Below are 26,942 nucleotides of genomic sequence, written 5' to 3' on the forward strand. Positions count from 1 at the left end.
AACCGGCGAGCTTGCCGACATCTCGATTCAGCAGTCGCAACCAAATGACACTGAAACCCCCCCCAGGCCGTCGACCACCGCCTGGTATTGCTGACCGCTACGCAGCTTCACCATTGGGCCCAACGCGCCGCTCAAAACCAGTTCGCCAGCGCGAACCGGTCGACCCACCTCCGCCATTTTTCGAACTAACCAAAGAGTCGCCGACAACGGACTTCCCATGCATGCTGCGCCGTTACCACTCGATACAAGCTCCGCCCCTTCGTGGAGAGTCATTTCGCAGCCGATGACATCGATGGTCGATGAAAAAGGCGTTCTGCCTCCCACCACAAAGCGCCCTGATGACGCGTTATCCGCAATTGTCTCAACGATTCCAATCCGCCAGTCCGCGATCCGACTGTCGACTATCTCCAGAGCGGGGGCGACCCACTCAATCGACGCGATCAGATCTGCCAAGTCGACCTTACTATCATTCATGTCTCGCTTGAATCCAAACGCTATCTCAGCTTCTATTTTTGGCTGCAGCAAACCAGTCACCGTAGTGTTGCGACCGTCGTCGATCGCCATGTCAGCAAACAGGACACCATAATCGGGTTGATCGACCCCTAATTGTTTCTGGACTGCGAGGGACGTCAAGCCGATCTTTCGTCCAACGATTGTCCGGCCGTCTTTGTTCAACGCATGATCAGTATTTTGGTCCTGAATGCGATAAGCCGATTCGATGCTGTTCTCGACCTCCGCAGAAAATGGCTGAATCTGGCCATTGTGATAGGCAGCCCTGAGGCGCGACGCAATATCGAGTTCCAATCCGGCGATACTCATTCAGCTCTCCATAGTCTTGATACGCACGAAAGGTGCTGCCTTCCATGCAACATGCGCTGCACCTGTAGTTTTGTGTACAGTACACATTAAGTCAACAACCCACGTACGCTTAATTTTCATGGTAAGGCGCATCTTTTGGAATGCGTTCGCAACAGGTTCGGAGCCTTCCTCAAGACTCGACGCTCCGCTCGGCGGGCCGAGTCAGAAGAGCAATGCCCAACGATGGCTTGCAAACAGCAGGATGCTAAAACTACTTGACGACAGATTGTGTACTGCATACAGTGCACATAGTGCGTCTCGCGCTTCAAGACACGACGGCATCATGAAATCTTCTGAATATTAGAATGTGATGCATCCCTTGATGCGTGGTGGGGACGTTTCCAAACGTCCGAACGCGACATTCAAAAAAGCTGAGGAGATGCGATGAGCTTTAAGACCAGTGAGGCCGCAGGCTATCAAAGCCATTACGTAGACGTGGATGGCCTGTTGACCCATTATCTGGAGTCCGGCAACGGCCGGCCACTGGTTCTGGTGCATGGCGGGGGAGCAGGCGCGGACGGCTGGGGCAACTGGAGTAGTTGCATTGCGCGATTCGCGACGAACTTCCGCGTCATTGTGCCTGACATGCCAGGATTTGGACGTAGCGCCAAACCGTCGCCTGCCGTATACCCATATGATCAGGCCTCGCGCAACCGGCATTTGGCAGGCTTTCTGACCGCACTGAATCTGCGAGACGTCGACCTGATTGGGAATTCGATGGGCGGAGCGACGAGTCTTGGACTCGTCATCGATCACCCAGAAAAGGTGCGCCGCCTAGTGCTGATGGGTAGCGCTGGCCTCGCCATTTCTAACCCGAATCCGGAGCTTCGGGCTCGCCTTACGTCGTATGACCACACGCATGACGGAATGCGTCGATTGATGAGGGCGCTTGGCGGCCCGCATTTTCCAATCGACGAAGAGATGGTGGCTTATCGCTATGCGTTGGTTTCGACTCCGGAAGCCCGTGCAGCAATGGACGCGGTACGCGGCGGCAAGCTGACCTACGACGACGCAAAGATTTCGGGTGTCAAGACGCCCACGCTAGTGGTCGGCGGCAAGGAGGATCAGGTCGCGGTTCTCGCCCGGACGTACGGATATCTCGAGCTGCTGCCGAACTCGTGGGGTTTTGTTCTTCCCCATGTCCATCACTGGGTGATGATGGAAGCACCTGAAGCATTCGTGGCTATTACAACCGCTTTCTTCAACGACCAAATTTTTAAGGTTGCCGTATGAAGCTGGGGCCGTACCGAATTCACAGGATGATTCAGGACATTAATTCCAACGCGATGATCCTGCATGCATTTCGAGCGAATCGCCCAGTGGTCTATCAACGCTATGGTCTCACTGCACGCGAATGCGCCCTTCTTGAAGTTAGCTCAATTGAAGCGATGGCCGAGCTCGGAGTGCATCCGAATTTGCAGATGAAATTTTTGCGCGCGTGTGTTAGAGGTCCCGCTGGAGGAAACGGCAAGGGAGCGCTGTCGGCTTTTCTTACCCGCTTGACTGGACAATCGTAATGGGACAAATCGTTGGTGGTTTCGCCACCTCTCACGTTCTGTTTTCTCCGGAAAGCGTCGAAGCGGAAGCAGAGCGCGTTCTTCAAGGCATGACTGAAATCCGCAGCCGTCTCCACGCTTTAAAGCCGGACGTTCTGGTGATTGCCGGCAGTGACCACGCGAACAATTTTACGCTGCGTCAGCAAGTCACACTTGCGGTCGGTGTCGCGGATGAATATGTTCCACTCGGGGACATGGGGATTGCGCAGACGCCCTTCCGCGGTCATCGGGATTTTGGAGAAAGTTTGGCTCGCTACGCAGCCGAATGCGGCTTCGATCTGGTGCAAGTGGAAGAGGTGCGACCCGATCACGGCATGGCGCTGACAAAGCTTGCTGTGGATCCGACGGATTTAATCCCCACCGTACTCATATATATCAACAGCAATATGCCGGTTCCCCCTTCTCCCGCACGGAGTTTTGCGCTGGGTGATGTCTTGCGAAAGATGGTCAACAATGCGCGATCAGGCAGTGAGCGGGTTGTTGTCGTCGGCAGTGGCGGCATGTCGCACTGGTTGCGTGTACCAGGGCAAGGTCGGATCGCAGCAGATTTTGACCGACGCTTCTTGAATGCCATGGTCGAGGGCCACTCTGACGTACTGGCCCGTCTTAGTACCGAAGAGCTGGAGAACGAGACAGGAAATGGAGGCCTCGAACTCACAGCATGGTTATTAATGGCGGGTTCCCTCGGCCGTGCGGTCGGAGAGATTATCTACTACGAGCCGATTAAGAAATGGGATACCGGCATGGGCGGTGTTCAGCTATTTGCGACGCCGGAAGATAGCTAACGCCCCGATAGCGGTTGTCATGTTATTCGATCTTCCGATCGACTCAAGGCGATAGCCAATGGGCATTCTGAGTCTGAACATTAGTGTTGAACTGGGTGCAATCATGAAATATCGGCTTCCTCCACTTCTTGCCTTGCGTGCATTCGAAGCATCTGCCCGGCACCTTTCGTTCACAAAAGCGGGTACTGAGCTGCATCTCACACAAGGGGCGATCTCCCGCCATATCAGAATACTTGAGAGCTTCCTTGGTCATCCGCTGTTTCTCCGTTTGACTCGAAAAATTGAACTGACCCAACTTGGCCAGGAATACTTTTCATCAGTGCAACAGGCGTTAACACTTATTTCTAAAGCGACCAACGTCGCCACACGGGACACGCATCGAGTGCTAACTCTCGATGTCTTGCCAAGCCTCGCAACCTATTGGCTAATTCCAAGACTCTCAGATTTCACTGAGCGTCATCGAGATATCGAAGTGCGTTTGGTTTCATCAATTGAACCTGTCGATCTGCTAAATAACGAAGCTGACGTCGCGATTCGGGTTGGTAAAGTTCCAAACACTAGGCACGACCGGCGCGCGCCACGAATCGATCTCAACATGACCGATAGCTGGAACGGTCTGCATATCGAGCCGCTGTTTCCCGATGTATTGGTTCCTATCGTTTCCCGCGGCCTGGTTGATCAGGTTGGGCCGATCGAGAAGCCAGCCGACGTGCTGAAGTTTCGATTGATCAATATGGCAAGCCGCCGCTACGCCTGGATAGATTGGCTTGCCTGTTATGATTTGCAGTTGTCCGACGATATTGAAATGCTCGACTTTGGGCATTTCTTCATGGCGTTACAAGCCGCAAAACATGGCAAAGGCGTCGCTCTCGTTCCTCGCATTATTTTCGAAAAATGTGATAATCGCGGCGACTTGTTCATGCCTTTAGCTGGCGAGTTTCCCAGCGCCGGCGCGTACTATCTCCTAGCCCGTGAGGATGCACTCGGAGATCAGGCCGTCCGACTGCTGTGCGAGTGGATTGCTGAAGAGGCGGGGCAGCTCACTCAGTCAGCGCCGTAGTCGTCGTTAGAAAAAATCTAACCCTCGATTACGACGCGGGATCACGCATGCGCGACGGCGGGGCGCTCGCTCGCTCGGCGACCCTGGAAGGCCATCTAAAGCGAACCGTCGCCATGCCGGATTAGAACGCTCGGTGAGGCACTCAAGCGCGGAGAGCCCTCGTTCGAGCGCAATCGTTGCACGCTCAACAAAGCGCTGCAGCTAGGGCAACTTCTCCATCGGGGCTTTATTCTCTCCTGCACTGTCGGCCACGTACGCCGGACCGCTACAATCGACTCCAAAGCCAGAATTGTTTTTCGAAGATATTGCTAAAATGCAGAGATTGTGGCACGTACTCGCTGTCCCGCAGCGCCCGTAAATTGAAGCCGAGAGCGTCGGTTAGCGCAATGTGAGCTGTCACGTCGTGAACGATTGATTACATACATGGAGACTTCGAGCGCCTGATTTGAAAGAGAACAGGTCAGCAAGCATTGTCGCCTCGGTTATCCGATTTTCCGAATCAATTTATCAAAGCATATGAACGGCACACGTAGAATTATTCAGAGCGACCGGTTGCGCGATCAGGTTTATCAGTTGTTGCGGGAAGATCTTCTCAGCGGAACTTTAGCGGCAGGTACCCGTCTTGTCGAACTCGATCTGGCCCAGCGGTACGGCGTCTCCAGGACGCCGGTTCGGGAGGCACTTTTTCAACTCGCACGGGAGGGACTGGTCGCGCAAACGGACCGCGGCTACGCACTGATGGCTGATACCCCACTGGACTTCGTTCAGCGCATGGGAGTCAGACTGCTACTCGATCCATCGCTCGCGGCCCATGCGGCCCGAAACGGGACGGACCAACAGATTGAAGAACTGCGTCTTACATACAAAAAACTGACGAAAGCCGCCGAGACGGCAAAGTTCGTGCCTTTTGTCACGGCGCTACATCAATTCCGTACTCTGTTACTGGAAATGAGCCATAACACCGCCCTATCGCGTGTGTGCGCCGTCCTGGAAGACCAATTTTTACTCGTGCGTAATGAATATTTCAAGAAGGACGAAAATCGCAAAACCGCAATTGAGCACAACGGACTACTTCTGAAGGCGATCGAGACCCGAGATGCGAAAGCTGCAACTCGCGTAGCGAAAGAATATATTGAGCTACTGATCGCGACTGACCCGTCCGGGTCTAGGAACGCACAAACGAAACCTACGGTTTGATACGTACACGCCACAGACGATTGCGACCGCCCCGGGGAGGAACTCATCCTCCTGCTCTGGACCCAAGAGCTAAAAGCGCCGTCCTCCTTAAAAAGAAGACGGCGCTGGACCACCCCCTGCCTAGATGCTTACTCCTCCCAATCCTCCAGAAGGAATCTGGTCGTCACGTCGACGAAAAGCTTCGGCGTTTCCATCATGACCCAGTGACCGGCGTGCGGAATAAACACTCCCCACGAGTTTTCAAGCAACTCGAGATAGCGGACATTGCGCGCTGGCACGGCGATCTTGTCTTCCTTTCCTGCGACCACGAGCGTCGGCGTCTTCACCGCTGCGATTTGTTCTTCGGGATAGGTCAGATCGGATCGCGCGATCCGGGTGATGGCGGCTTGGGCAGCGGGATCCTGCATCAACGCGTGACGATACTGCAGGACTTCGTCTTCCACTTTGAAGCGGGAACCGGTCAGAGTTTGCATCACTGCACGCATTGCTTCCAGCGTATAGTCGTAGCGCCTTAAGGTTGCCTTTGCAGTCGGATCAGGATTACTGATCGCGAGGCCAGCGCTGCCCATGAGGACAAGCTTGCCGACCAACTCAGGGCGCTCGATACACACGCCCAATGAGGTCGCGCCGCCCATCGAATTCCCAATCACGCTGACGGGTGCGAGCTTCAGAGTCTCAATAAGACCAGTTAGATGACGGTTACGGCTTGCCTGGTCATAAGCATACGTGTCGGGTGACGGCTTCGCCGACCGGCCGAATCCAGGCATGTCGTAGGCGATAACTCTGAAGTTCTTCGCATATTCGGGCAGGCACGCACGCCAGTTGCCCCAGCTGTCAGCGCCCGGACCGCCACCATGAATCAGAATCAGGTCCGGGCCGTCGCCAAGTTCCAAGTAATGTGTCTCGACGCCATCCACTGTGACGGTACGGGAAGCGTCTTCGGCCCAGCCGGGCAGTTTCAGTTCATTCATCACGATCATGTCCAAAAGATAATTGCATCAACAACTTATGGAGTTTCATTGTCGGTGTCCATCAGGACGCCGCCCATGCCGGTCCACCAAGAGGTCAGCGGCTCGTAGTAGATTTCGCGTCCGCGCGCAGTCCCAGCGACACCGGCAATGAACGCCCACGCGGCAATTTCTAGCCCCCCATTGCCACCCTGCTCTAAGATGTCGTCACGCGTGAACTTCGTAAGCTCCGAGCCGTTCCCGGAAGCCAGGCGATCGATGACGTACCGATCCCACTTCTCGTTGACCTCGCCAGAACGGGGATGGCAGATCCAGTGCGATAGTCCTCCACTGCCGATGACGGCAACGCGCTCCTGCGCCGAGCGCTCCTCTTCGACGTAAGTTCGCAGCGCCACGCCCAGTGCATAAGCCCGGGCACACGACGGCGTTGGTGACATCACAGTATTCAGATACAGCGGCACCAGTGCCGCCTTAGCGTCCGGATTGCTGAACGCGTTCGGGAATGCAACGCCGTGGTCGGGCAGAACGTTTTCAACGGGTGTCAGGTCAAACCCGGCCTGCGCGCAGAATGCGGCAAAGCCAAGACCGAACTCGCGATTGCCACGAACGGGGGTGCGAGGCATGCCCATGTCCCCCAGCGGCTGGTACTCGTCGGCGATCCCGATAGCCAGTGGGATCTGTGCGTCGAGCGTAAAATTGTTGAGATGATCGCTCGAAGCGACCACGAGAACGTCTGGCCGGCTGTCGGCAATTGCCCTGCCGATCGAGGCCATGCCGGTACACACCCGGCTAATAGCCTCCGCTTCGCCCTCGGAATCACCAAACGTGTGAGAAGTAGCCGCTGCGCTAACAATTCGTCCCATGGATTCCCCTCAGTGCCGTTCTTCTAGTGAATCGAGAAAAGGCGCGACAGACGCAGGCTTCAGTTGAAGCAGTCCGCGTAGCGCGAGAAACTTGAGGCGCAGATTCGGATGAACGCCGAGCTGTTCCATCGCCTCGGAGAGGTCCCCCTTCAGGAGTGCCTGCTGACAGCGCGGCACACGATATGCGGCGTACACCTCGTCCGGACTAGAACGCAGCTGTGCTGCCAGCTCTTTGTTTTTCAGCGCCGCCGAAATCAGACGGTGAAGTTCGACTGGTGGTTTCATAGCGCTTGGCTCATCAGGTGCCGACGCGAAGCGGCGCGCCCATCTTCCGCAGCGCAGCCACAATGCTCTGCGCCGTGATACGACCGGTCTTCGGGTTCTCGGTCGGGATGTTCTCGATGGTCATCTCGAAGCGGGCGGAGTCCGAGTCGACCACGATCGTATGCGTATTGCGCGTCAGTGCTGGATCGGCCCATATCTCGAGCTGTGTGGCGTCCGGTCCGACTCCGGCCAGCGAAAGGGCCACCGCCACGTTAAGATTGGCAGGAAAGCCCACCGCCGCCTCGCGCGCCGTTCCGGCAAAGACCCTCAAAGGCGTCTTTATATCGCTGATGTCGATCCGGTTTTCGTTCAAAAATGGCGCACCTACAAGGCCTTTTACCGGCTTGCGCGTGACCATTTGCACCGACGAAATCTTTCCTTCCGCTGCCGCCGTCACCGCGTCGAGACCCAGCAGGGCGCCGGTTGGCACCTGTATATGGCCACCCGTTTCGCGCGCGAGATCGATCAGGTCCGGGCGCGCCAGCAGCGCGCCACAGCTTAGGACCACCACAGTCTTTGCAGCCCGCAGTGCAGGCTCGACGATGCCCGGCAGTAACGCCGGTGGAGCGCACTCGACGATCACGTCGCACTCCTGCGCCATTTCGTCGAAAGACATTAGACGCGGCCGGCTTTGAAGCTGCTCCAGCCACGCACCGGCTACGTCCGCGTCGCGCGCGGCCACCCCGACCAGACTTACGCCTGGCACCCCTCTATCGATCGCTGCGGCCACTCGCTTGCCAACGGCGCCCAGTCCCGCGATACCGACCTTCGTCATTCGTCTTTGCATTCGCTTCTTCCTGCAATAAAAAATTGGTCCAACTCTCCTTCACAATGCAAGGAACTAAAACGATGGTAGAAGCCCTCAAACAGCACGACAAACCATTTAGTTGAGGGCGACGCATTCGTCTCAGTCATGGGTCGGATCCGATTGGACATAGCCCAAAATGGCGCTTAACGATACCGCCGGGTGATCGAGCATCTGCTGGGCGGCCTCCAGCATCGACAACAACGACAGACTTACCGAGCCTGTCTGGGTGCGCTACGCATGGGCAATGGGCTTCGGGCATGACAGGCTGGAAGCCGCTTGCCTGCTGACCATCGATCTCAAGGAACTGAGCTACCGGTTCATCGTCTCGATACTGGGGCATGGGCTTGAAAGCAAAACCAATACGGCTGCTGATGCCGAGGGTGAACTACGACAGCCTCGAGGACAGCGCCAGTCTGTCAAGCCCGGCGCTACCTCGCGTTCCAAGCGCCCGAGAATATTTCGTGGTGGTGCGTGAGACGAACCTGCACGATCCCGCAGTCCTCGCGATGCGCGACTGGCTGCTTGAAGAATCCGCCATTCAAAGCCGCGACCGAAATCCGGGCCTGTCGTCGTATGCACAAGTTCGCACCGAGCGACTATTTCTCCACAGCCCGAGCCGCAGTTGCACATTCGACCAATCGAGAGGGCTTCACGCGTTTATGAAGCGTGCCTCGCGGCGATCGGAGACTAAAGGTCAAGCTTTCTGCGCAGGACAACCGGCTTGCCACCGTGCGTCTTTTTGCTCATCCATGCCGCCAGCGCAGAGTCTAGGTAGTCAGCATGGCCGGGAAACCATTCAAAAAGATGCGCACCGAGATCATGCACGTCCTCCGCGCCCGCCCGGCCATCAGCTACCGCCTGTCGAACTTGACGGACCGATTCAAGCACTGCCGCATGCTCATCCATGTGACAACTACGCGGTGGAAAGCCTGTCGCTTGCATCCACTCGTCTTCCTTGCCGAAATGCTTGATCGCATGCGCCTCGAATGCATCGATCGCCGCAAGCGCGCCGGCCCCGTCACAAAGTAGGAGCATGAGCGTGACGTCGTAGAACTCGCGATGCTCATCATCCATCGGCCCAAAACCGAGTAGTCGGGCGTCACTCCAAGTTAGATCCGCATCACTTGCCAAACTTGGCGCACTCGCGTCGCGATGTGCCACGCTTTTCATAGCAGTATTGTTCACTTTGTTTCACCCACAGCTTCAAGAGACCGGATTCATGAGCGTCAATTGCATCTCGTCATGCTGGTTACGAACGCACCAGCCTTCTTTGGCGGTCTCTTGACGTACTATCTAGAAGACTTCGTGCGGAATCTTAGACAAACGGACAGTTTGTCGATCATGTTGTCGTGAATGGACGTTCCAAGTGCCGCCTACTTCGCGAACAACTGGCTCATGTCAGCAAATGCCTTGAATTCGAGCGCATTGCCCGACGGATCCTTGAAGAACATCGTCGCCTGCTCGCCCACCAGTCCCTTGAAGCGAACCTGCGGCTCAAGGGCAAACTTGATCCCCGCTTCGCGAACCCGTTGCGCGAGCGCGTCGAAAACTTCCATCGACAAGACGACGCCAAAATGTGGAACCGGCACCCCGTGGCCATCGACGTCGCTGTTCGAAGCGTCAGCGGCGTTTTCACACAGGTGTGTCACAATCTGATTGCCGAATAACGAGAAGTCGATCCAGTGATCGCTGCTGCGGCCCTCTTCACACCCCAGAACGGTGCCGTAGAAATGGCGCGCCGTTTCTAAGTCATGGACGGGAAACGCGAGATGAAATGGGGCTGCCTGCATGATTCACACTCCTGACGCAAAAAAGTTTAGTGACGGCGCAAGGCCGCCTTGATGAAGTTATCGGGGCTCATCCGTACCGGAAGATATCCGAACTTGTGTTCGCGATCACGTCACCAAGGTACTACTACGACGTTCAAGACGTGCGCCACATTTACCGGTTGCAGCGCTTCGGCCATTGCCGCGTCATCGGGGTCGATCACGCAACGGACCGACCCAGTCGTTTCGAAGATGGTATCTCAGGAATCGTTTATGCCCTTTCTCAAGGCACTTCACCGGCCTGCCCGCGTGCGCAACCGTCATTAATGCATCGGCCACAGCATCTCAATACCAGGCAGTGCCAGCAAAGCAGCACGTACATGTCACACATGAAGCGCGGTTACGGTACGTCCCTGACCGCCATTGTCATTTCACATGTATGTATTCCGCGGCCCCCTCTTGGAAGTCGACGCCATGAGGTAACACGACACCTGCGGAGCGCACCTTGTAGAGTTCGGGCTTATTTGCCGCCGAAACCTCGCCGGTTTTTTCCAGCTCATCGGCGACAGCAAGCAGCATACGCCTAAACCGGACGATGGCCGCGTCCCCTGAGCCGAGTACCTCAAGCGAGCGATCCACGATCGGACCCATGCTTTCCTGCACGGCGGTGTCCTGCAGCCCGATACCATCGATACCGGTTGTCGTGTGCAAACGCTGTATCTCGCGATCAATGCCGTAGTCTTTGGCCGCACCCACTAGAGGCTCATAGCTCCCATCGTCCTTCGTTTCGGTATGCACCGTGCTATAGCTCAGTTCTTCCGCCGATAACGGTCGCCGTCCATTCCAGGTGATCGTAAACACCCAGCAGTTATGGTCGTCGATCGGCGTCCACGAATGTCCCATGACGGTGCCATTGTCTTGCTGAGGCGCGATCATGGTGTAAAACGGTAGCAAAAACTGCGTGATGCGCCAGTAGTACTCGTTTTCGGACGCGTTGCGCCGCGCCCCGATCGTCATCCCGTGATCGGTAGGGCGCACGAAAAATTTGGGCGCCGTGTCCATCGCCAGATACGGCACCGTTGTGACTGGCGAAACCTGCTTCTGCCGGAACGGCAAATGCTCCTTTTCCGGATCGAGGCGGCCGTGGAGGATGCCAACGTGACTTGAATCAATGCCGCCTTCCACGCCCTGGGCATAGTTCGTCCTCTGGAGGCGCTTTGATACGTAGCGGTGCGTCGAAGGCACGGTCGCCCATTCCATCAACGGCGGCTTCTCAGGCTGATGCGCCGGATCGCCCATGTAGGCCCAGATCACACCCCCCCACTCAATGATCGGATAGCTCTTGATGCGTGTGTCCTGCAACATCTGCGTGTTTTCGGGCTCGGCCGGCATTTCCAGAATCTTGCCTTCCGTGTTGAACTTCCAGCCGTGATACGGGCAACGCAGCCCGCTCTGTTCGTTGCGGCCAAAGAACAGGTCTACGCGCCGGTGCGGGCAGTAGCGGTCGAGCAAGCCCAGCTTACCTTCAGTATCACGAAAGGCGATTAGTTCTTCGCCGAGAAGGCGCACACGCAGCGGTGCGCCGTCTGCAGTCAGTTCCTCGGGCAGCAAGAAAGGGATCCAGAAGCGCCTAAACGCTTCGCCCATAGGCTGACCGGGGCCAACCCGGCACAGTCGCTCATTATCTTCTTGGGTAAACATGATTCACTCCGGGGGATGTTGGGGGTCCGCTACTCGCCGTACAGACAAAAGATGTCGTCGTCTTCAACGACAACTTCGTACGTCCGAAGCGCCGTAGTGCAAGGCTTCTCCGTGGCCTTACCGGTACACACATCGAAGGCCCCTCCGTGCAGTGGGCAATACACGGTGGTGCCCTCGAGATCGCCACCGGTCAGAGACACCATGCCGTGCGTGCACAAATCGTCTGTAACGTAAAGCTTCTCGTCGACCTTGTAGACCGCCAGTTCCACATCTACGCCACTCGGACATACTTGGCGCATGGTTCCGTTGCTCATGTCACTGCGGCGGCACAGGAAAATCTTTTCAGCCATCACACTGCCTCCAGATCAATTACATGTGCTCGGGTTTCTGTACGCCACGCGCGTGGCGATGACACAGCTCGCGCCACTTGATGATCGGGGTATCGCCCTCAATCAGCATCTCGTCGAGCCACGCATTGTCATTCCGATAAAACTTCTGAAGCGCGATGCGTGCGGTGACATCTTGCGCGTTGAAGTTTTCTAAGCTCACTGGCTTCCATCGCGACCAGAACTCGTGTTCGAACGCTGCGCGTTCTTCGTCAGAAGCGGCATACTTGCCCAACGTGATGACGTACAGATGCTTATCGGCCGTAATCGGGACGTACCATTCGTATTGGTTGATCCCTTGGTCAGGAAAATTGTCGACACGCAGCGAGCACGGCAGCCAGATCGAAGCGGCTGTGGTTCGCGTCGGCTTGTCGGATTCCCGTTTTATCCCAGTCACAACCGTTTGGCCTTTGACCTTGCCCTCCCACACGCTGACATGGTGGGCAAAAAGGTCATAAATGCCCTTCGGCTCGCCGTCCGTCTCCAAGATGTCGAGCTTCGACGAGTCTGCGAGGTGACCGATCGGCAAAGAACGCTTGGTATTCTCGACGAGCTCCGAAGTGCGATGGATATACACGTGCAGTCCGTCAAAACCGTTTTCGGCGCCCACGCGCCAATTGGAATCTACTTCGTAGATCGCGGTCTGAATGCACAGGTCTTCATCAAGGAATGTCGGCGGTACATCCTCGGATAGCGGAGGCACCTTTGCGTCGTCGTCGCCCACGAAAACAAAAACCAACCCCTTCGCCTCCTGCACAGGATAGGTCTTCACCTTGCGACGCCCGATTGCCTTGCTATCGGGTGAGGCCAAAATGTCGCAAAGCTTCCCGTCGTCCCATTTGTAGGTGAAACCGTGATACCAGCACGTGATGGTGTCCTCGGTATAGGACTCCACCTTTTCCGAAAATTTCACACCCCGGTGCAAGCAGCGGTTGCGCAAAGCTTTCACCTGCCCCTTGATACGCTTGAGCAAAATCTCTTCGCCGCAGACGGTCGTTGGCACGACCTGCGCCTCTGTAATATCGCGCGAAAGAAGGACCGGATACCAGTGGTTCCGGAAACCAAGCTTCGCTTCTAGGTATCTATTCCACCGCGGAACGCGATTCAGGAGGGCTTCATCGACAAAACTGCTGGAGGCTTCCATAGTGATCTCCTGGAGACAATAGATTAGGTTTCTACCATTGCGTACTGTATGCAATCGGACACCAAGACTGCACTTTGCACATGGTTCATCAGCTAAATTACGCGGTCGATATTCCCGCGACAACCGATTTATGCTCAGGGCATGGACGCATAATTCCTCATGTGTCCTCGCCTAAAGCACGTCCGCCAAACGCATCAACATGGTCCTTGCTCGCGCACGCATAGGGTAATGCGCAAGGTTTCGTGGGCTCGCGGACAGGCACGTCTCGGCGACGTCGAGCGTCTCGACGGCCATCTCAGTCCGCGCCGCACGATTCGGAATTCGCAGCGCGGGCGTATGCGATTCAAAAGCTTCTTCATCGCCGCGCGATCGGCACCCTCACGCGCAAGGACGCGCGACGGTACTTGATTGCGATTGAATTGAGGAAGCCGCAGCGCGCATCCGGCGGCTGTAACCGATGAAGCAGAAAATGCCTCGAAGTGGTCGTCTTCCCTAGATGCACGGCCGCCAATGCGCAACATGCGGTGCGAATGCGGCGATCCGCAAGGACCGCTGCGACTGCTATACATCGTGGGCGAAATCGGCGCGGGCGGTTGATGAAAAAACGCGCGGGCCCTATTCCCGCGCCTCTCGTTCAGAGCTCGACGTCCTGTTTGGAATCTTGCTTGGCATCTGTCCGATGCGGTACGAAGGGATGCCATACCGGCGTGGTCGACGGAAGCTCATCGAGAAGAGAGAATTGATCGAGTGATGTCTTATCGAACATGATGACCTCTTGCTGCATATTCGTTGACGCTATTAGCGCGCCGTCACGTTGTGTGTTGCTGGGCCGAGTGCATACCCGACGATTTCACTGACATGCGAGCTCCGCGATTTGCAATTTTGTCGCTCAAATATATCAACCGACTTCCTGCGCTCAAGCGGAGGTTGCCTCCCGCACCCAGTGATTCATCAGAGACTGCTGCGGGTCGCAACGCATCGCCGGGGTTAGAAGCGGTGAAACATGCCGGCCGTGACTGCCACCTGTCTTTTGGTCGTTGACGCGCCAGCAGGGCTCGCGTATTCGATGTTCGCATGCTGCGCATCACCGGCGGCAAGCTGGAAAATTCCGACGAGATACAACGTCGTCCTTTTCGACAAAGAGTAATTGTTGAACAGTGAGATCTGATGATACTTCGGTGCGAACTCGGTTGGCTGAACTTTGCCCATGGTGTAGATATAGTCGAGTGCGACCTGGTAAGCCGGCGTAACGTATTTGCTCACATTGGCTTCAATGTTGGTGAAGCCAGCGCGTGCCGTCGCGAGGCCAAGTTGGCTCACACCAAGGTTGTCAAAACGACTATGCGTGACGACCATTGCGACAGTTGTCGTACCGAGCACGTAGGATCCGCCGCCTCCATAAAGTTCCATATTCGTTGGCGTAAGCGCGTACGCAAACGTCGGCGACTGCGCGGTGATCGACGGGAACAGCGCCGTATTCCAGATGCCCTCGGGCGCCGCCAGTGACGGATGGTTCATGCGCATGTACGCAGCTGAGAGACTCAGCGGACCATTGGCGTAGTTCAGCCCGAAGCTTAAGGCACTCTGATTGCCGAAGCTGCCGGCCACACCACCGAAGCTGTACATCAGGCCCGCCTGCAGCCCACTATAATTCGGCGACAAATACTTCACCGCGTTACTCGTGCGGAACTGGAAGTTGAAATTGTTGTTATCGCCGATAGACGCCGCATAGCCGTTCCACTTCAGTGCCGCGGAATATTGGGCGAGCCAGTTTTGCGTGAGGTCGTACTGACGGCCGAATGTGACCACGCCGAGCGTATCGCTTTGCAAGCCGACAAACGCCTGACGACCGAATTCACGACCGCCTTGGGACATTGAGCCGGTATTCGGGTTGAAACCGCCTTCGAGTGTGAAGAGCGTACGCAGGCCGCCTCCCAGATCTTCGACGCCTTTGAGGCCCCATCTGCTTGGACCGGTCGCCGTCGACACCGACGGTCCTTTCAAGGAGTTATTTGCGTAGATCAGGCCTCCCATCACGAGGCCGTACAGCGTGACGCTGCTCGACGGAGACGACTGGGCATATGCCGCCGGGGAGGCGATAACCGATGTCAACAACATTGCAGAGCAAACTCGTTTCATGGGGTCTTCCCGTTAAATCGATCGCAAACGTGGTCTAAGAAAGAAGCACTTTTATCGTGGCCGATGCGTTTTCGAACATCGGTGTTGCAATGAAATCCATCGCCGAAAATGACTTCAGCGAAATGCGCTTGCCAACTTCAAAATTTTCCAACGCCGGTTTTCAGGGACGTGGCCATATGCTGAATCATCCTCCCGGATGCCACCACTACTCGAAATTACAATTCAACGTTTCGCCATTGACCGAAATGTCGACCCTCCACCTTCCGAAATAGCCTTCAATATGAAACATAATGTTTCTCGCATAGTCAGGAGAACTTCGGCGTTATAGCTCGGCAATATCCTTCTTCGCTGGTTGCGATAAGTGGCGATACTTACATGCACGGGGATCCGAGCCGGTCGGGCCATTCATCCTCTCGTCATCAATGAAAATCGCTGAGCCTTGCGGAGGCTCGACCGCTTAGTGAAAGAGCAAACGCCAACCGGATTTCGTCGGATTAGGAGCGCGCTTTGGAAGCTGACGTTGCCTGTGATTCGACAACCTTCGCATTTCCACCTCACTGCAGACACACGAAGCCGACAGCATAATCTTTTGATCGTATATTCGATTAATTTTGAACATTTCGAGAGGCTAACAGCTGGTGCAACGCAATTGCATCCTCGATTTAAAAGTTGTAACTGCGTTCACGAGAGGCCGACCCAAGGTCAGCCTCGTGAAGTCGGTTAGGCCCTCGTCAGCTTTTTCAGGAAAGACACTTTTTCTTTACCAGGAAAACTCGGAAGCAAAAAGAGCAGCAATACTGTCAAGATCAAGCCGACTACACAGGCGATTAGTGCGCTGTGATAACTTCCGGTTTTATCGAACATCGTTCCCAGGACGAACGGCCCCACCGCACTTCCGACCAAGAAGGCTGCATACAGCCAACCGTAAACTCGTCCAAAAACCTTCATGCCGAAGTAGCGGCTTGCGAGAATTGCCAGCAAATCACTCTCAGCACCAGCCGCAATCCAAAGCAGCGATGCGCCAGTGACAAGCGCTGTAATAGGCACTGATGGAAGTGAAAAAACCACGATCCCGATAGCGGCCAACGAATAGCTGAGTGCCCCGATATAGGGTGCAAAAAATCGATCAACGAGGTAGCCCGAAACTAGTCGCGAGACAAGTGACACAAACGCGAAGTATGCATAATATTGAGCTGCGACGACCGGAGGGAACCCTTTATCGCTAAAAATAGGCAATAGGTGAAGCTGAATACCGTGGATTGCCATTGCCGAGATCAGAAACGTCGCAACTAATACCAAGAAGGTTGAGCTGAAAGCTATCCCGCGGAAGTGTTTGCTCTCGGATTCTAAAGTGTCTGCGCTGACAGTCGCAGTAACAGCAGGCGCATTCGACAAACTTCGGGATTCGCCGATCGTGAGCATAATTGGCACGCCAATGACGACAGGCAGTAACGCCAGTCCATAGAATCCGGCTTGCCAGTTGATGTGGCCGATTAGATACGTCGCCAGCAGAGGTGTCAATGCAGCGCCCACTGCAACACCTGTAGTAACAATACCCAGCGCAAGACCACGATGACTGTCGAAGCGGCGCGATACAGTTTTGGTGTACACAATCGAACTGGATACCGCTCCCGTCGCACCGATCCAGCAGCTAGCAGAATAAAGCCCATTCAGCCCGAAGCGTTGCAGAAGGGTTGGCAGAGTAGCCATACCCGCTGCGTAGAGCACCAGCGATATGACGCCAGGTACTTTCGAACCGTAACGATCGATCACCGTGCCGGCCACTGGCATGGCGACCGCCATTGCAACGAGCAGGAACGTGAACGCCGCAGAAATTGCGCCGCGCCCCCAGCCGAAGTCGTGCGACAAAGGTTTGATGAATGCGCCGAATGCAAAAATCACGACCGGAACAACCGAAACCGCCACACCGAACATGCCCAATATGACAAACATCCAGTCCCGACGACTGAATGGTATTGGCGAAGTCAACATGAAATTCTCCTCCGTTAATATCCTAAAATCGAATCGATTCGAAAATCTTTAATTGGCGACCAATCTCCGCGCAAAGTCCTACAGAACCGTGCGAAGTTGTGGCAAATGTTCGCGGGCTCAATTAAAAGTGTTTGCACCTATAGTTTTTTGATTTTTTTGTGATCAAAACACAAACCAGCACCACTGTCTCTTGCCACAGATCAACAGATTATGATTTAATGGAAAACCCTAGCCTAATACTAAAATGAGGGGAATGGCGCGTCCGGTTGTGAGTGAAGTATCAAGACACGTCTACCATAGGCTCTAAAGGCGCCTAGCACTAATATGCTCGACTCCGCGCCCTCGTGTAATGATTGTCAGGTACCTACTCGCAGCGGCGCTGACAGCTTCCTAACCAAAGCCGAAACGCTTTGCGCGGTGATGCGGCCAGTCTTCGGATTGTCCGTAGGAATGTTTTCAATCGACATCGAAAACATTGCCGCGTCAGATTCAACGGTGATGGTATGCATGTTGCGCGTGATCTCCGGGTCCGCCCAAATTTCGAGCATCGTCCGATCCGGTCCAATCCCGGCAAGAGAAAGCGCCACGGCAACGTTCAGGTTTGCCGGAAATCCTTTGATCGCCTCACGAGCCGAACCCGAAAAAACTAAGGTTCGCTCGGCGATTTGATCAATGCTGATTCCCTGCTCCTTCAGAAACGGTGCGCCCTGCAAGCCTTTCAATGGCTTACGCGTCACCATCTTGACCGACGTGATCTCGCCCTCTGCCGCAGCTGCCACTGCATCCAGGCCAAGCAACGCACCGGTCGGAACATGAATCCGACCGCCGTGCGTTTCTGCCAGTTCGATGAGTTCCGGTCGATGGAGGAGCCCACCGCAACTCAACACAACAAGTTCCTTACCGGCCGTCAAAACCGGCACCGCTATCTCTGGCAACAGATGTGGGGGAGCGCATTCGATTACTACGTCGCACATTTCGGCCATTGCGTCAAAGCCAACTACCTTTGGTTGGGTCGTCAATCGCGCGAGCCACTCCTTTGCAGCCTGTGCATTTCGAGCCGCAACAGCAACCAGTTCGACACTTGGAAGTGTCTGATCCAGGGACGTCGCTAACGACTTTCCGACTGTTCCCAATACAGCGATGCCAACTTTCAGCGTTCGACCATCTGCTTCTTTGTGCATAAGCGCTCTCTGTAACTTGTTGGTGCCTTGCCCCGCTCGCAGGTACCACCGCAGCCGACGTGGTGGAATCCCTTCGTTGAATCAAATGCTATTAAGGCCAAAATTTCGCCACAACGCATTTTTTTGCACGGGGCCAAGCATCGTTTCTCATGCATCTAGCACTTGGGAAACTCAGTGCTCATCTTGGTCTTGCACAACTATCTGCGCGGCGGCGCTCGTTCTACGACCACGTAGCAAATGCCATCCCGCAACCCGTTCCTGCGGGGCTTCTGTAACACGGCACATAGTCGATGAGTGACATTTCCATTCCGTCGACCGCGCCGGCCAAAAGAGACCAGCAACGAACTTCCGAACTGCCCGACTGTAACCGTTCCAACGGCAAATTAGCATGAAGTTGCTCGCCGCCAAGCGCGAGTTTTTCCAGAAATTCGCGATCGAATGCTTCGTCGACCACGAAATGACTCAATCCTCCAGTCGACACGACCGCGACGCGCAGGTCTTCGTCCCACGACTCGATCTGCTGACGGATCGATCGGCCGATCTGATACGCTCTGAGTGGCGTAATGTTGTTAGGCGGATAGTAGGTATTGATGGTAACGGGGATCACCGGCACAGCCCCGTCAGTCATTAGCTTGTGATAGATGTATCCAAACGAATGACTCATCGTCTGCCCGTCTTTGAAATACTTTGATTGGGCTACGTCGAAGCCGTCGGTCATCATGCCGCGAATCAAACGCTCAGCGTGTGCGGTTGCCACAGGGTAGTCTCTCGCCCCCTGCGGATACCAAAGCTCTTGATCGAGGTCCGGATCGTATTTCCACTTCATGATGCCCTTCGGCTCATATGGCAATGTCTCACCCCAATAAATCGACAACGCGGGCATGTTGTCTTCTTGAAAAACCTCCTTGTGATCATCGCCGATGATAACGACCATGTCCGGTTTTGCCTCACTGAGTAACTCAGCTAAGCGTGCTATTGCAGCCTGATTCTGAGCATGCCGTTGTTCCAGTTTCTCAGGCGTAATTTCGTTGAGAATCGCCGGGTCCGCCTTGGCGAGCAACTCGCTGTAGCTCACCCGTGTTCCGGTATCGTCATGAAGCGCGTGACGATTTTGATCATCAGTTGCTCCGCGGACCAACCATGCGGGCGGCTTCATTAAGAGGATTGGGCTATGCGAGGAGCCAATTCCCATCACAATCTTTGCCATAGGGTTCTCCGTAGTTTAAGCGCGAATAGTCACCGCGCACATGGAACGGGGAATGGTGTAATTTACTTTCCCCTGTTCTCGACACCTCAATGACGCTGCACACATTGCCTCGGTAGCGGCTCGTCAATATCGGGAATGATCCGATAACTTTTATAGAGGCAACCTGCCCTCCACGACTGCGGCAGACGACCGGGCCCGATACCACTGCTGGTGTCGGGCAATATCGATCCGACCCGCTGTCGTTTGAACTGCCTGGCCATTTTGTGGGGTATGCTGTGGCTCCGGGCGACCCCACGCTGGAGGCAAGACACTCCGGGCCGGCTTCGTCGCCTAACGGGAGCACACGCCCCTCAAATCTCGGAAATCGCCCGTTGCGATCCTCGAAGTTCACCCAACATTTCCCCCGTGCACCCTCGAACATGCTAATACGGCACAATGTGCACTGTATACATATCAAAAAAACTTTCTATCACGTCGTGGATATTCTAAGTGCATGGCCTTCGACGCGGTCAACGCGGCGCATCTGCACCACCACCCCGTTCGCACTGCGTCCGTTATGGAAATTAAACCGATGCCGCATGCTCAGTTTTTCTCTAGCCGATCCCGCAGAGTAGTGCGACACGCGCCACACAACAACCGAAATTAAAAGCCCCTATGCAACAGGAAAACTCACGCATCGAGAAGTGCGTCTAAACGTGTCTCGAAGCTGCTGCATATGCACGCAAAAACTGATCTATCAAAGCCGATGTCAGCGCTCGAGCGCTCCCCATCCACGCGACGAACTCATTAGGTCTACTCCGGACATGAGAGAGTAAAACTCATATATTGACAGTTGCTAGGTAGGTCAATAATATCCGCTGCACCTGCAAGAGCCACGCGTGTCGCCTCCATTTCAAGCAAGGGGACCGCAATGCTCGGCGCAAGCATACGGAGGAAGTTCATGATGAAAAGCAACATGATTAAAGCCGCCATCATTGGTTCCGGTAATATCGGCACCGATCTGATGATCAAAATCTTGCGGCACGGTAAGCATCTGGAAATGGGCGCGATGGTCGGAATCGACCCCGCATCAGACGGCCTCGCACGCGCCGCTCGTCTCAACGTCCCCATCACGGCGGGTGGTATCGACGGGCTGTCGGAGATGGCGGAATTTAAGGACATCCGCGTGGTATTCGACGCGACGTCGGCCGGTGCGCACGAACACCACAATGCGAAGTTGCAGGAACATGGCGTCCGCGTGATTGACCTGACACCGGCCGCTATCGGTCCGTATGTGATTCCGGCCATCAACCTGGATCAACAGCTCGACTCCACCAACATCAATATGGTGACCTGTGGTGGGCAGGCGACCATCCCCATGGTCGCCGCGGTATCGCAGGTTGCCAAGGTTCACTACGCCGAGATTGTGGCGTCGATCTCCAGTAAGTCGGCCGGCCCCGGTACCCGCGCCAATATCGACGAGTTCACCGAGACCACCTCGCGCGCCATCGAAGTGTTGGGCGGTGCCACCCGTGGAAAGGCCATCATTATTCTGAATCCGGCCGAGCCGCCATTGATCATGCGCGACACGGTGTTCACGCTTTCCGACCTGGCTGACCAGGAACGTATCGAGGCTAGCATCCATGACATGGTGAAGAAAGTGCAGTCGTATGTGCCGGGCTATCGGCTCAAGCAGTCCGTTCAATTCGACCGCTTTGAAGGCGACCAAGCGCTGAACCTGCCGGGCATCGGCTTGACAACGGGCCTCAAGACTTCCATCTATCTGGAGGTCGAAGGTGCCGCACACTACCTGCCGGCCTATGCGGGCAATCTCGACATCATGACATCTGCGGCACTGGCGTGTGCCGAGCGCATGGCGCAGACGCAACTCAGTGTGCATGCCTAAGAACGGGGAACAGAATGAGCACAAAGAAAGTATATATTTCTGACGTCACGCTGCGGGATGGCATGCATGCCATCCGACACCGGTACAGCATCGAGAACGTCAAGGCGATTGCCGCAGCGCTGGATGTTGCGAACGTCGATTCCATCGAGGTCGCGCATGGCGACGGCTTGAGCGGTTCGAGCTTCAACTACGGCTTTGGCGCCCGCAACGACCTAGAATGGATCGCTGCCGCTGCGGAGGTCGTCAACCGTGCCAAGATTGCTACGTTGCTGCTGCCGGGTATTGGCACTGTGCATGATCTGCACGCCGCGTACGATGCCGGCGCACGGGTCGTGCGTGTAGCGACGCATTGCACCGAGGCAGACACCGCGCGCCAGCATATCGAATGCGCACGCAATCTCGGCATGGACACCGTCGGTTTCCTGATGATGAGTCACATGACGGAGCCGCAAAAGCTGGCCGAACAAGCGAAGTTGATGGAAAGCTACGGCGCCACTTGTATCTACGTGGTGGACTCCGGCGGCGCACTGACCATGAACGGTGTGCGTGATCGCGTGCGCGCGCTGCGCGAATCGCTGAAAGCGGAATCACAGATCGGTATTCATGCACACCATAACCTGAGTCTCGGTGTGGCCAACTCAGTGGTGGCGGTGGAAGAAGGCTGCGATCGCGTAGATGCCAGCCTGGCCGGCATGGGCGCTGGCGCGGGCAATGCCCCCCTGGAAGTCTTCGCCGCGGTCGCTGAGCGCATGGGTTGGAACCATGGCTGCGACGTTCGAGGGTTGATGGATGCCGCCGACGACTTAGTGCGTCCGCTGCAGGACCGGCCGGTTCGTGTCGACCGCGAAACGTTAGCGCTCGGCTATGCGGGCGTGTACTCCAGCTTCCTGCGTCACGCCGAAACCGCTGCGCAAAAGTACGGCGTGTCGACGGTGGAAATCCTTATTGAACTCGGACGGCGTCGTATGGTGGGCGGGCAGGAGGACATGATCGTCGACGTCGCACTCGATCTCACGCGATAGCCAGAGTGGGCGGTACAAGCGGCAATGGCTCGATGTCCACTGGTGGGAAATCCGTTGTCGCTCACAAAATCGAACATAGCGAACTGTCGCGCGAGACTGGATCTGAGCGGCCCTAGATCATCATGTGTCTCATAACGCGCGGTGCCATGAATGAAGGCGCACGTCAGGTTCATTGTTTCTACACGAACCTGCGTCGAACACGGCCTAAGGCCTACTGGTGTTGGAGGACGCGTGACAAAACCGCTCAAGATCGCTGTGGTCGGCGCCGGCGCGTTCGGGGTTCAGCATCTGGACGCAATTGCGAGTTTGAACGGCGCGGAAGTGGTGTCGCTCGTGGGCAAGGATTTGCAGCAGACACGTGAGATCGCTGGTCGTTATGGGATTGCGCAGGCCGGCGTCGAATTCGATGAGATGCTAGCTCGGCCCGAGATTGACGCGGTGATCCTGTGTACGCCAACACCGTTGCACGCAGCCCAGGCTATCGCTTGCCTGCAGGCCGGCAAGCACGTGCAGGTCGAAATTCCCCTGGCGGAATCGATCGATCATGCTGAAAGCGTCGGATTCTGGCAACAGCGCACGGGGCTAATTGCAATGTGTGGGCATACGCGACGTTTCAATCCGGGGCACCATTGGCTGCACGAGCGTATTGGCGCAGGCGAGTTCTCGTTGCGCCAACTCGAAGTGCAGACGCATTTTCTGCGCCGGCTCAACACGAACGCGCTCGGTCAGCCGAGAAGCTGGACTGATCATCTGCTGTGGCATCACGCGGCTCATACGGTAGACTTATTTCAGTATCAGAGCGGCGAGGAGGTGGTTGCGGCGAATGCGTTGCAGGGGCCGATCCATCCGACGCTGGGAATTGCACTCGACATGTCAATTCAGCTCAAAAGCCGCGGCGGCGCGTTGTGCACGTTGTCGTTGAGTTTCAACAACGACGGACCATTGGGATCGACCTTTCGTTATATTGGCGACGGCCCAACCTACATCGCACGCTATGACGCATTGACCAACGGCATGGGGGAGCCTGTTGAACTGCATTTGCCGGAGGCCTCTTTGAGCGGCGTGGCGCGGCAAGATCGCGAATTCGTCGCGGCAATCCGTGAGCGTCGCGAACCGAACGCGAGCGTGGCAAGTGTGCTTCCCTGCTATCGGATATTGCAACGGCTCGCGCAGCAACTGAGTTGAACACTCCGGTCAACGGTCGTATCGGCGGTCCATCAGTTGAGTTTAAGGAGCCGACATGTCATCTATGCACATCAAAAATCAGACCAGCGCCGGGCGACCACAGATTCAGTTCTTCTGACGCCGGAGCGATCACGGTTCCCCGGCTGTGCAATCCACACAGCCGTACTTGTGAGCTCGTTGGCTGCCTCCGCGTTGCATGCGCGCTGAATGGCACGCTAGAGGGTGAGCCCCGCCAACGGTTTGCGTCGTACCACGGACGGGTTTGATTCTCGTTTCTCGATTCGCGGCTGGTCGCGCTACGCAGCGAAAGTGTACTGCTGGTCGACCGCTTCGGCCGTGAGGCCTCCGGCGCACGAAGGCACTTCGAGGGCGCGAAGACCATGCTCGTGGCCGAAGGTCGTGGGGTCGACAATGTCGCCTTGGCGAGGTGGTGGAGGTCGCCCAACGCTGCTCCCCTGATCCTCAAGTGGACAGCCGGCAGGCCACGCTCGCGCCGCGCTGGCGACCCCTCGCGGATCTGAACGTCGGCCCGGATCTGATATGTCGTGTCAAGATGGCCAACAACACGACGCTCGGTCGCTGACCGCTGTGTGCGCTCAGTCGGCCGCACTCGATACTCCTCTATTCGCCGTGATTCACCGATTCACCCGATGATTACCCGATTCAACGTCGCTCGGGTCTCGCAGATTGCCGATAGGCAAAGACCGGTCTCTTCTGTGCGCTTTCCCGCCGTGCCCTCGCGGCACCCGTCCGTCGTCAACATATGCTGTGCTTGCTCTGAACCGGAAAGTTGCACAAGAGACCGTCGGTCTGCTATATTAGAGACCATCGGTCCCTTAACCTGAATATCCCGTGGACCGCGGCGCGATCGACAGTGGCTACCTTCTGCGGCCGACGCAATCACCCTTATACAACGGCTACCGATATGGCATCCACTAACGATTCATGGGTTCTCGTCACTGGCGCTTCAAGCGGCTTTGGCGAGGAGTTCGCGCGCCAGTACGCGGCCAAGGGGCATTCATTGGTTCTGGTGGCACGACGGCTGGACCGGCTCCAGGCGCTAGCCGAATCCCTGCGCCGGGCGTACGGTGTCAATGTGCGGACGGAGCAAGTTGACCTTTCTGACGTTCACGCTATTGGTCATCTGCATTCACGGTTGCGCGACCAGGGGATCGCCGTCGACATCCTGATCAACAACGCCGGCCATGGATTGCAGGGGCCGTTCCTTGATGCGCCGCTTGACGAGGCCATGGCCATGGTGCAGCTGGACATTGCAAGTCTGACTGCCATGACGCGTCTTTTTGGGCAGGACATGCGCCAGCGAGGGCATGGCAAAATTCTGCTCGTAGCTAGTCTTCTGGCTCATTACGGCGTCCAAAACATGGCGGTCTATGGAGCGGCAAAGGCCTATGTCCTACGTCTGGGTGATGCGTTGCATCGCGAGTTTAAACGGGACGGCGTTACTGTGACTTCACTTTGTCCGGGCGTGTCGGACACGGGATTCGCTCAGGCCGCAAAGCAGAAGATCACTTTTGCATTGAAGCTACTCATGATGAAGCCTGAGCTCGTGGTGCTTGCAGGAATACATGCGCTGCAAGCCGAGCGCATCAGTGTGGTTCCAGGCTGGCCAAACAAGTTAGCGGTGGCGATGGTCTGGGCGACGCCCCGCTGGATGCACCAGGCGATCTTCGCCCGCCTGATGAACGCGTAATGTTTTAGTGGAGCAGCCTTTCCGAGGTCTTCCCGGATGACGACATCGACGTATTTTAGGGCGCGGTCTCCCGCGCAGAAGGAGGAGCGCCGGCGACATCTGCTTGACACCGCGAAGTTACTGCTGGTCGAAATCCCGGACGTGCACGATCTAGGTATCAATGAGCTGGCGCGCGGCGCGCAGATGACGAAGTCGAACGTATATCGCTACTTCGAGAGCGGCGAAGCCGTTTTGCTCACCGTGCTCGTTGAGGAGCTCGTGATTTGGCGTACCGAACTCTGTGCAGCACTAAGTCGCGAGACGAGATGTCGTGGAAGCATCCAACACATCGCGCGGGCGTTCTCCTCAACCGTAGCGGCGCGCCCGCTGTTGTGCCGCCTCACCAGTGTCTTCCCGTCGATTCTCGAGCGCAATGTCTCCGCCGAGCGCATGGTTGGGTTCAAGCATGGCCTGCTGAGCGTAAGAAAAGAGACGGCCCGCGACTTTCACAGCTGCATGCCGTCCATCTCCGCATACTCGTTCGAGAAATTTATTCACCAGGCTCTGCCGTTGATTATCGGGCTCTGGCCGCTGAGCAATCCCGGGAACGCCGCGGCGGAAGTGATTGCGCGTCCCGATCTGGCGGACCTTCGCTACGATTTTCATCACGATCTGGAAGACGGGCTGCTGATACTTCTGCGTGGTCGGCTCAATGTGTAACTGCTAGACCGCCTCTCTCTGTGATGGCGAAAATTAGGCGGGGCAGCTATTACGGACGGCTACTAAACCTCGCATCCGAATCCTACCGTTCTTGTTTCCGTCGGTTCAGCAGCGCCGCCCTTGCTTGTGGCCATTCGTTTGGACGGGAACTGTAAGAATGAAATGGGCGCGTGCCGCCCGTGGTCGTATGAGCTGCAGTGCGCGATCCTCCCGGGCCAAGACATCGATGTGCCAGGGCAGAAAATGCATGCATTTGCCGGCGAGCGCAGGGGACGCACCGCCGGCGATGAGTACTCCCGACCAGTTGCTGACTGTGGCGTGGTCGGCGGGTGATGTCGTCTAACGAGGTTGTCCGGTCATTCCGTACAACTCCGGCCGCTCACGAGTCAGTCAGTACAGCTTCTTGTTAATTGACGATAACGCGGCCGCCCCGATAGCACGATTCGTTGCGACGACGTAAAGCGACGAATTACGCCTTCATCAATGGTCGACCTGCACTTATCCT

The 26,942-nt window shown here is 56.2% G+C and carries 27 protein-coding genes; 12 read left to right on the top strand and 15 right to left on the bottom strand.

What is annotated here, in order from left to right; genetic code table 11:
• Window positions 1–27 precede the first annotated feature (27 nt).
• Entirely contained in the window at window positions 28–819 is a 792-nt protein-coding gene (locus AWB74_RS28935; RefSeq protein WP_061150073.1) for a 2-keto-4-pentenoate hydratase, read from the bottom strand.
• Window positions 820–1,242: 423 nt separating this feature from the next.
• On the opposite strand from AWB74_RS28935, the gene AWB74_RS28940 reads away from it, so the two are divergent.
• The 5 genes from AWB74_RS28940 (at window position 1,243) to AWB74_RS28960 (ending at window position 5,456) form a co-directional block, all read left to right on the top strand.
• Window positions 1,243–2,091: an alpha/beta fold hydrolase gene (locus AWB74_RS28940; protein ID WP_061150074.1), complete on the top strand. Its 849-nt coding sequence runs from the start codon at window positions 1,243–1,245 to the stop codon at window positions 2,089–2,091.
• A gap of 26 nt (window positions 2,092–2,117) precedes the next feature.
• Window positions 2,118–2,375: a hypothetical protein gene (locus tag AWB74_RS28945; RefSeq protein WP_143749320.1), complete on the top strand. Its 258-nt coding sequence runs from the start codon at window positions 2,118–2,120 to the stop codon at window positions 2,373–2,375.
• Window positions 2,375–3,199: a DODA-type extradiol aromatic ring-opening family dioxygenase gene (locus tag AWB74_RS28950; protein ID WP_061150076.1), complete on the top strand. Its 825-nt coding sequence runs from the start codon at window positions 2,375–2,377 to the stop codon at window positions 3,197–3,199. The genes AWB74_RS28945 and AWB74_RS28950 overlap by 1 nt, the downstream gene beginning before the upstream one ends.
• A 58-nt stretch (window positions 3,200–3,257) precedes the next feature.
• A complete protein-coding gene (locus AWB74_RS28955; RefSeq protein WP_087039245.1) occupies window positions 3,258–4,259 on the top strand; it encodes a LysR substrate-binding domain-containing protein in 1,002 nt (333 codons plus the stop codon).
• Between the two features lie 516 nt (window positions 4,260–4,775).
• Window positions 4,776–5,456, top strand: a complete 681-nt coding sequence (locus AWB74_RS28960) for a GntR family transcriptional regulator (RefSeq protein WP_061150078.1) — start codon at window positions 4,776–4,778, stop codon at window positions 5,454–5,456.
• Window positions 5,457–5,584: 128 nt separating this feature from the next.
• Here AWB74_RS28960 and AWB74_RS28965 read toward each other — a convergent pair whose 3' ends face one another.
• From AWB74_RS28965 to AWB74_RS28980, 4 genes are read right to left on the bottom strand one after another with little or no spacing between them, the layout of a single operon-like run.
• Window positions 5,585–6,427, bottom strand: a complete 843-nt coding sequence (locus AWB74_RS28965) for an alpha/beta fold hydrolase (RefSeq protein ID WP_061150112.1) — start codon at window positions 6,425–6,427, stop codon at window positions 5,585–5,587.
• A 35-nt stretch (window positions 6,428–6,462) separates the two neighbouring features.
• Window positions 6,463–7,287, bottom strand: a complete 825-nt coding sequence (locus AWB74_RS28970; RefSeq protein WP_061150079.1) for a DODA-type extradiol aromatic ring-opening family dioxygenase — start codon at window positions 7,285–7,287, stop codon at window positions 6,463–6,465.
• Between the two features lie 9 nt (window positions 7,288–7,296).
• Entirely contained in the window at window positions 7,297–7,572 is a 276-nt protein-coding gene (locus AWB74_RS28975) for a hypothetical protein (protein WP_061150080.1), read from the bottom strand.
• 13 nt (window positions 7,573–7,585) lie between these two features.
• Window positions 7,586–8,386, bottom strand: coding sequence for an aspartate dehydrogenase (locus AWB74_RS28980; protein WP_061150081.1), 801 nt, complete (start codon window positions 8,384–8,386; stop codon window positions 7,586–7,588).
• 259 nt (window positions 8,387–8,645) lie between these two features.
• Between AWB74_RS28980 and AWB74_RS45785 the strand changes: the two genes are divergently transcribed.
• Window positions 8,646–8,894 (top strand): hypothetical protein, encoded by a 249-nt coding sequence (locus AWB74_RS45785; protein WP_143749321.1) that lies wholly within the window; start codon window positions 8,646–8,648, stop codon window positions 8,892–8,894.
• A gap of 212 nt (window positions 8,895–9,106) precedes the next feature.
• On the opposite strand, the gene AWB74_RS28985 is transcribed toward AWB74_RS45785, so the two are convergent.
• From AWB74_RS28985 to AWB74_RS29015, 7 genes are all read right to left on the bottom strand, one after another.
• A complete protein-coding gene (locus tag AWB74_RS28985) occupies window positions 9,107–9,589 on the bottom strand; it encodes a bacteriohemerythrin (protein ID WP_061150113.1) in 483 nt (160 codons plus the stop codon).
• 203 nt (window positions 9,590–9,792) lie between these two features.
• Window positions 9,793–10,209 (bottom strand): VOC family protein, encoded by a 417-nt coding sequence (locus tag AWB74_RS28990; RefSeq protein ID WP_061150082.1) that lies wholly within the window; start codon window positions 10,207–10,209, stop codon window positions 9,793–9,795.
• 402 nt (window positions 10,210–10,611) lie between these two features.
• Window positions 10,612–11,886 (bottom strand): Rieske 2Fe-2S domain-containing protein, encoded by a 1,275-nt coding sequence (locus AWB74_RS28995; protein WP_087039247.1) that lies wholly within the window; start codon window positions 11,884–11,886, stop codon window positions 10,612–10,614.
• Window positions 11,887–11,915: 29 nt separating this feature from the next.
• Window positions 11,916–12,236 carry a non-heme iron oxygenase ferredoxin subunit gene (locus AWB74_RS29000; protein ID WP_061150083.1) on the bottom strand — a complete coding sequence of 107 codons (321 nt, stop codon included), beginning with the start codon at window positions 12,234–12,236 and terminating at the stop codon, window positions 11,916–11,918.
• Window positions 12,237–12,255: 19 nt separating this feature from the next.
• Window positions 12,256–13,416 (bottom strand): Rieske 2Fe-2S domain-containing protein, encoded by a 1,161-nt coding sequence (locus AWB74_RS29005; protein WP_061150084.1) that lies wholly within the window; start codon window positions 13,414–13,416, stop codon window positions 12,256–12,258.
• A gap of 634 nt (window positions 13,417–14,050) precedes the next feature.
• Window positions 14,051–14,182 carry a hypothetical protein gene (locus tag AWB74_RS48230; protein ID WP_268811211.1) on the bottom strand — a complete coding sequence of 44 codons (132 nt, stop codon included), beginning with the start codon at window positions 14,180–14,182 and terminating at the stop codon, window positions 14,051–14,053.
• A 221-nt stretch (window positions 14,183–14,403) separates the two neighbouring features.
• Window positions 14,404–15,534 carry a porin gene (locus AWB74_RS29015; protein ID WP_235024712.1) on the bottom strand — a complete coding sequence of 377 codons (1,131 nt, stop codon included), beginning with the start codon at window positions 15,532–15,534 and terminating at the stop codon, window positions 14,404–14,406.
• 77 nt (window positions 15,535–15,611) lie between these two features.
• Here AWB74_RS29015 and AWB74_RS45790 point away from each other — a divergent pair, with 77 nt between their 5' ends.
• On the top strand, window positions 15,612–15,827 hold the full coding sequence (locus AWB74_RS45790; RefSeq protein ID WP_143749322.1) for a hypothetical protein: 216 nt from the start codon (window positions 15,612–15,614) through the stop codon (window positions 15,825–15,827).
• A 448-nt stretch (window positions 15,828–16,275) separates the two neighbouring features.
• On the opposite strand, the gene AWB74_RS29020 is transcribed toward AWB74_RS45790, so the two are convergent.
• The 3 genes from AWB74_RS29020 to AWB74_RS29030 all read right to left on the bottom strand — a co-directional run bounded on the left by AWB74_RS29020 (window position 16,276) and on the right by AWB74_RS29030 (window position 19,935).
• Entirely contained in the window at window positions 16,276–17,547 is a 1,272-nt protein-coding gene (locus AWB74_RS29020) for an MFS transporter (protein ID WP_087039248.1), read from the bottom strand.
• Between the two features lie 356 nt (window positions 17,548–17,903).
• Window positions 17,904–18,728 carry an aspartate dehydrogenase gene (locus AWB74_RS29025; RefSeq protein ID WP_061150088.1) on the bottom strand — a complete coding sequence of 275 codons (825 nt, stop codon included), beginning with the start codon at window positions 18,726–18,728 and terminating at the stop codon, window positions 17,904–17,906.
• Window positions 18,729–18,948: 220 nt separating this feature from the next.
• Entirely contained in the window at window positions 18,949–19,935 is a 987-nt protein-coding gene (locus tag AWB74_RS29030; RefSeq protein ID WP_061150089.1) for a DODA-type extradiol aromatic ring-opening family dioxygenase, read from the bottom strand.
• A 940-nt stretch (window positions 19,936–20,875) separates the two neighbouring features.
• Here AWB74_RS29030 and AWB74_RS29035 point away from each other — a divergent pair.
• From AWB74_RS29035 to AWB74_RS29055, 5 genes are all read left to right on the top strand, one after another.
• On the top strand, window positions 20,876–21,820 hold the full coding sequence (locus AWB74_RS29035; RefSeq protein ID WP_061150115.1) for an acetaldehyde dehydrogenase (acetylating): 945 nt from the start codon (window positions 20,876–20,878) through the stop codon (window positions 21,818–21,820).
• A gap of 14 nt (window positions 21,821–21,834) precedes the next feature.
• Window positions 21,835–22,842, top strand: coding sequence for a 4-hydroxy-2-oxovalerate aldolase (gene dmpG, locus AWB74_RS29040; RefSeq protein ID WP_061150090.1), 1,008 nt, complete (start codon window positions 21,835–21,837; stop codon window positions 22,840–22,842).
• Window positions 22,843–23,073: 231 nt separating this feature from the next.
• Window positions 23,074–24,027, top strand: a complete 954-nt coding sequence (locus tag AWB74_RS29045) for a Gfo/Idh/MocA family oxidoreductase (protein ID WP_061150091.1) — start codon at window positions 23,074–23,076, stop codon at window positions 24,025–24,027.
• Between the two features lie 925 nt (window positions 24,028–24,952).
• Entirely contained in the window at window positions 24,953–25,738 is a 786-nt protein-coding gene (locus tag AWB74_RS29050; RefSeq protein ID WP_061150092.1) for an SDR family NAD(P)-dependent oxidoreductase, read from the top strand.
• 36 nt (window positions 25,739–25,774) lie between these two features.
• On the top strand, window positions 25,775–26,437 hold the full coding sequence (locus AWB74_RS29055; protein WP_061150093.1) for a TetR/AcrR family transcriptional regulator: 663 nt from the start codon (window positions 25,775–25,777) through the stop codon (window positions 26,435–26,437).
• The last annotated feature ends 505 nt before the right edge of the window (window positions 26,438–26,942 follow it).

The organism is Caballeronia arvi (assembly GCF_001544695.2).
Taxonomy (GTDB): Bacteria; Pseudomonadota; Gammaproteobacteria; order Burkholderiales; family Burkholderiaceae; genus Caballeronia; species Caballeronia arvi.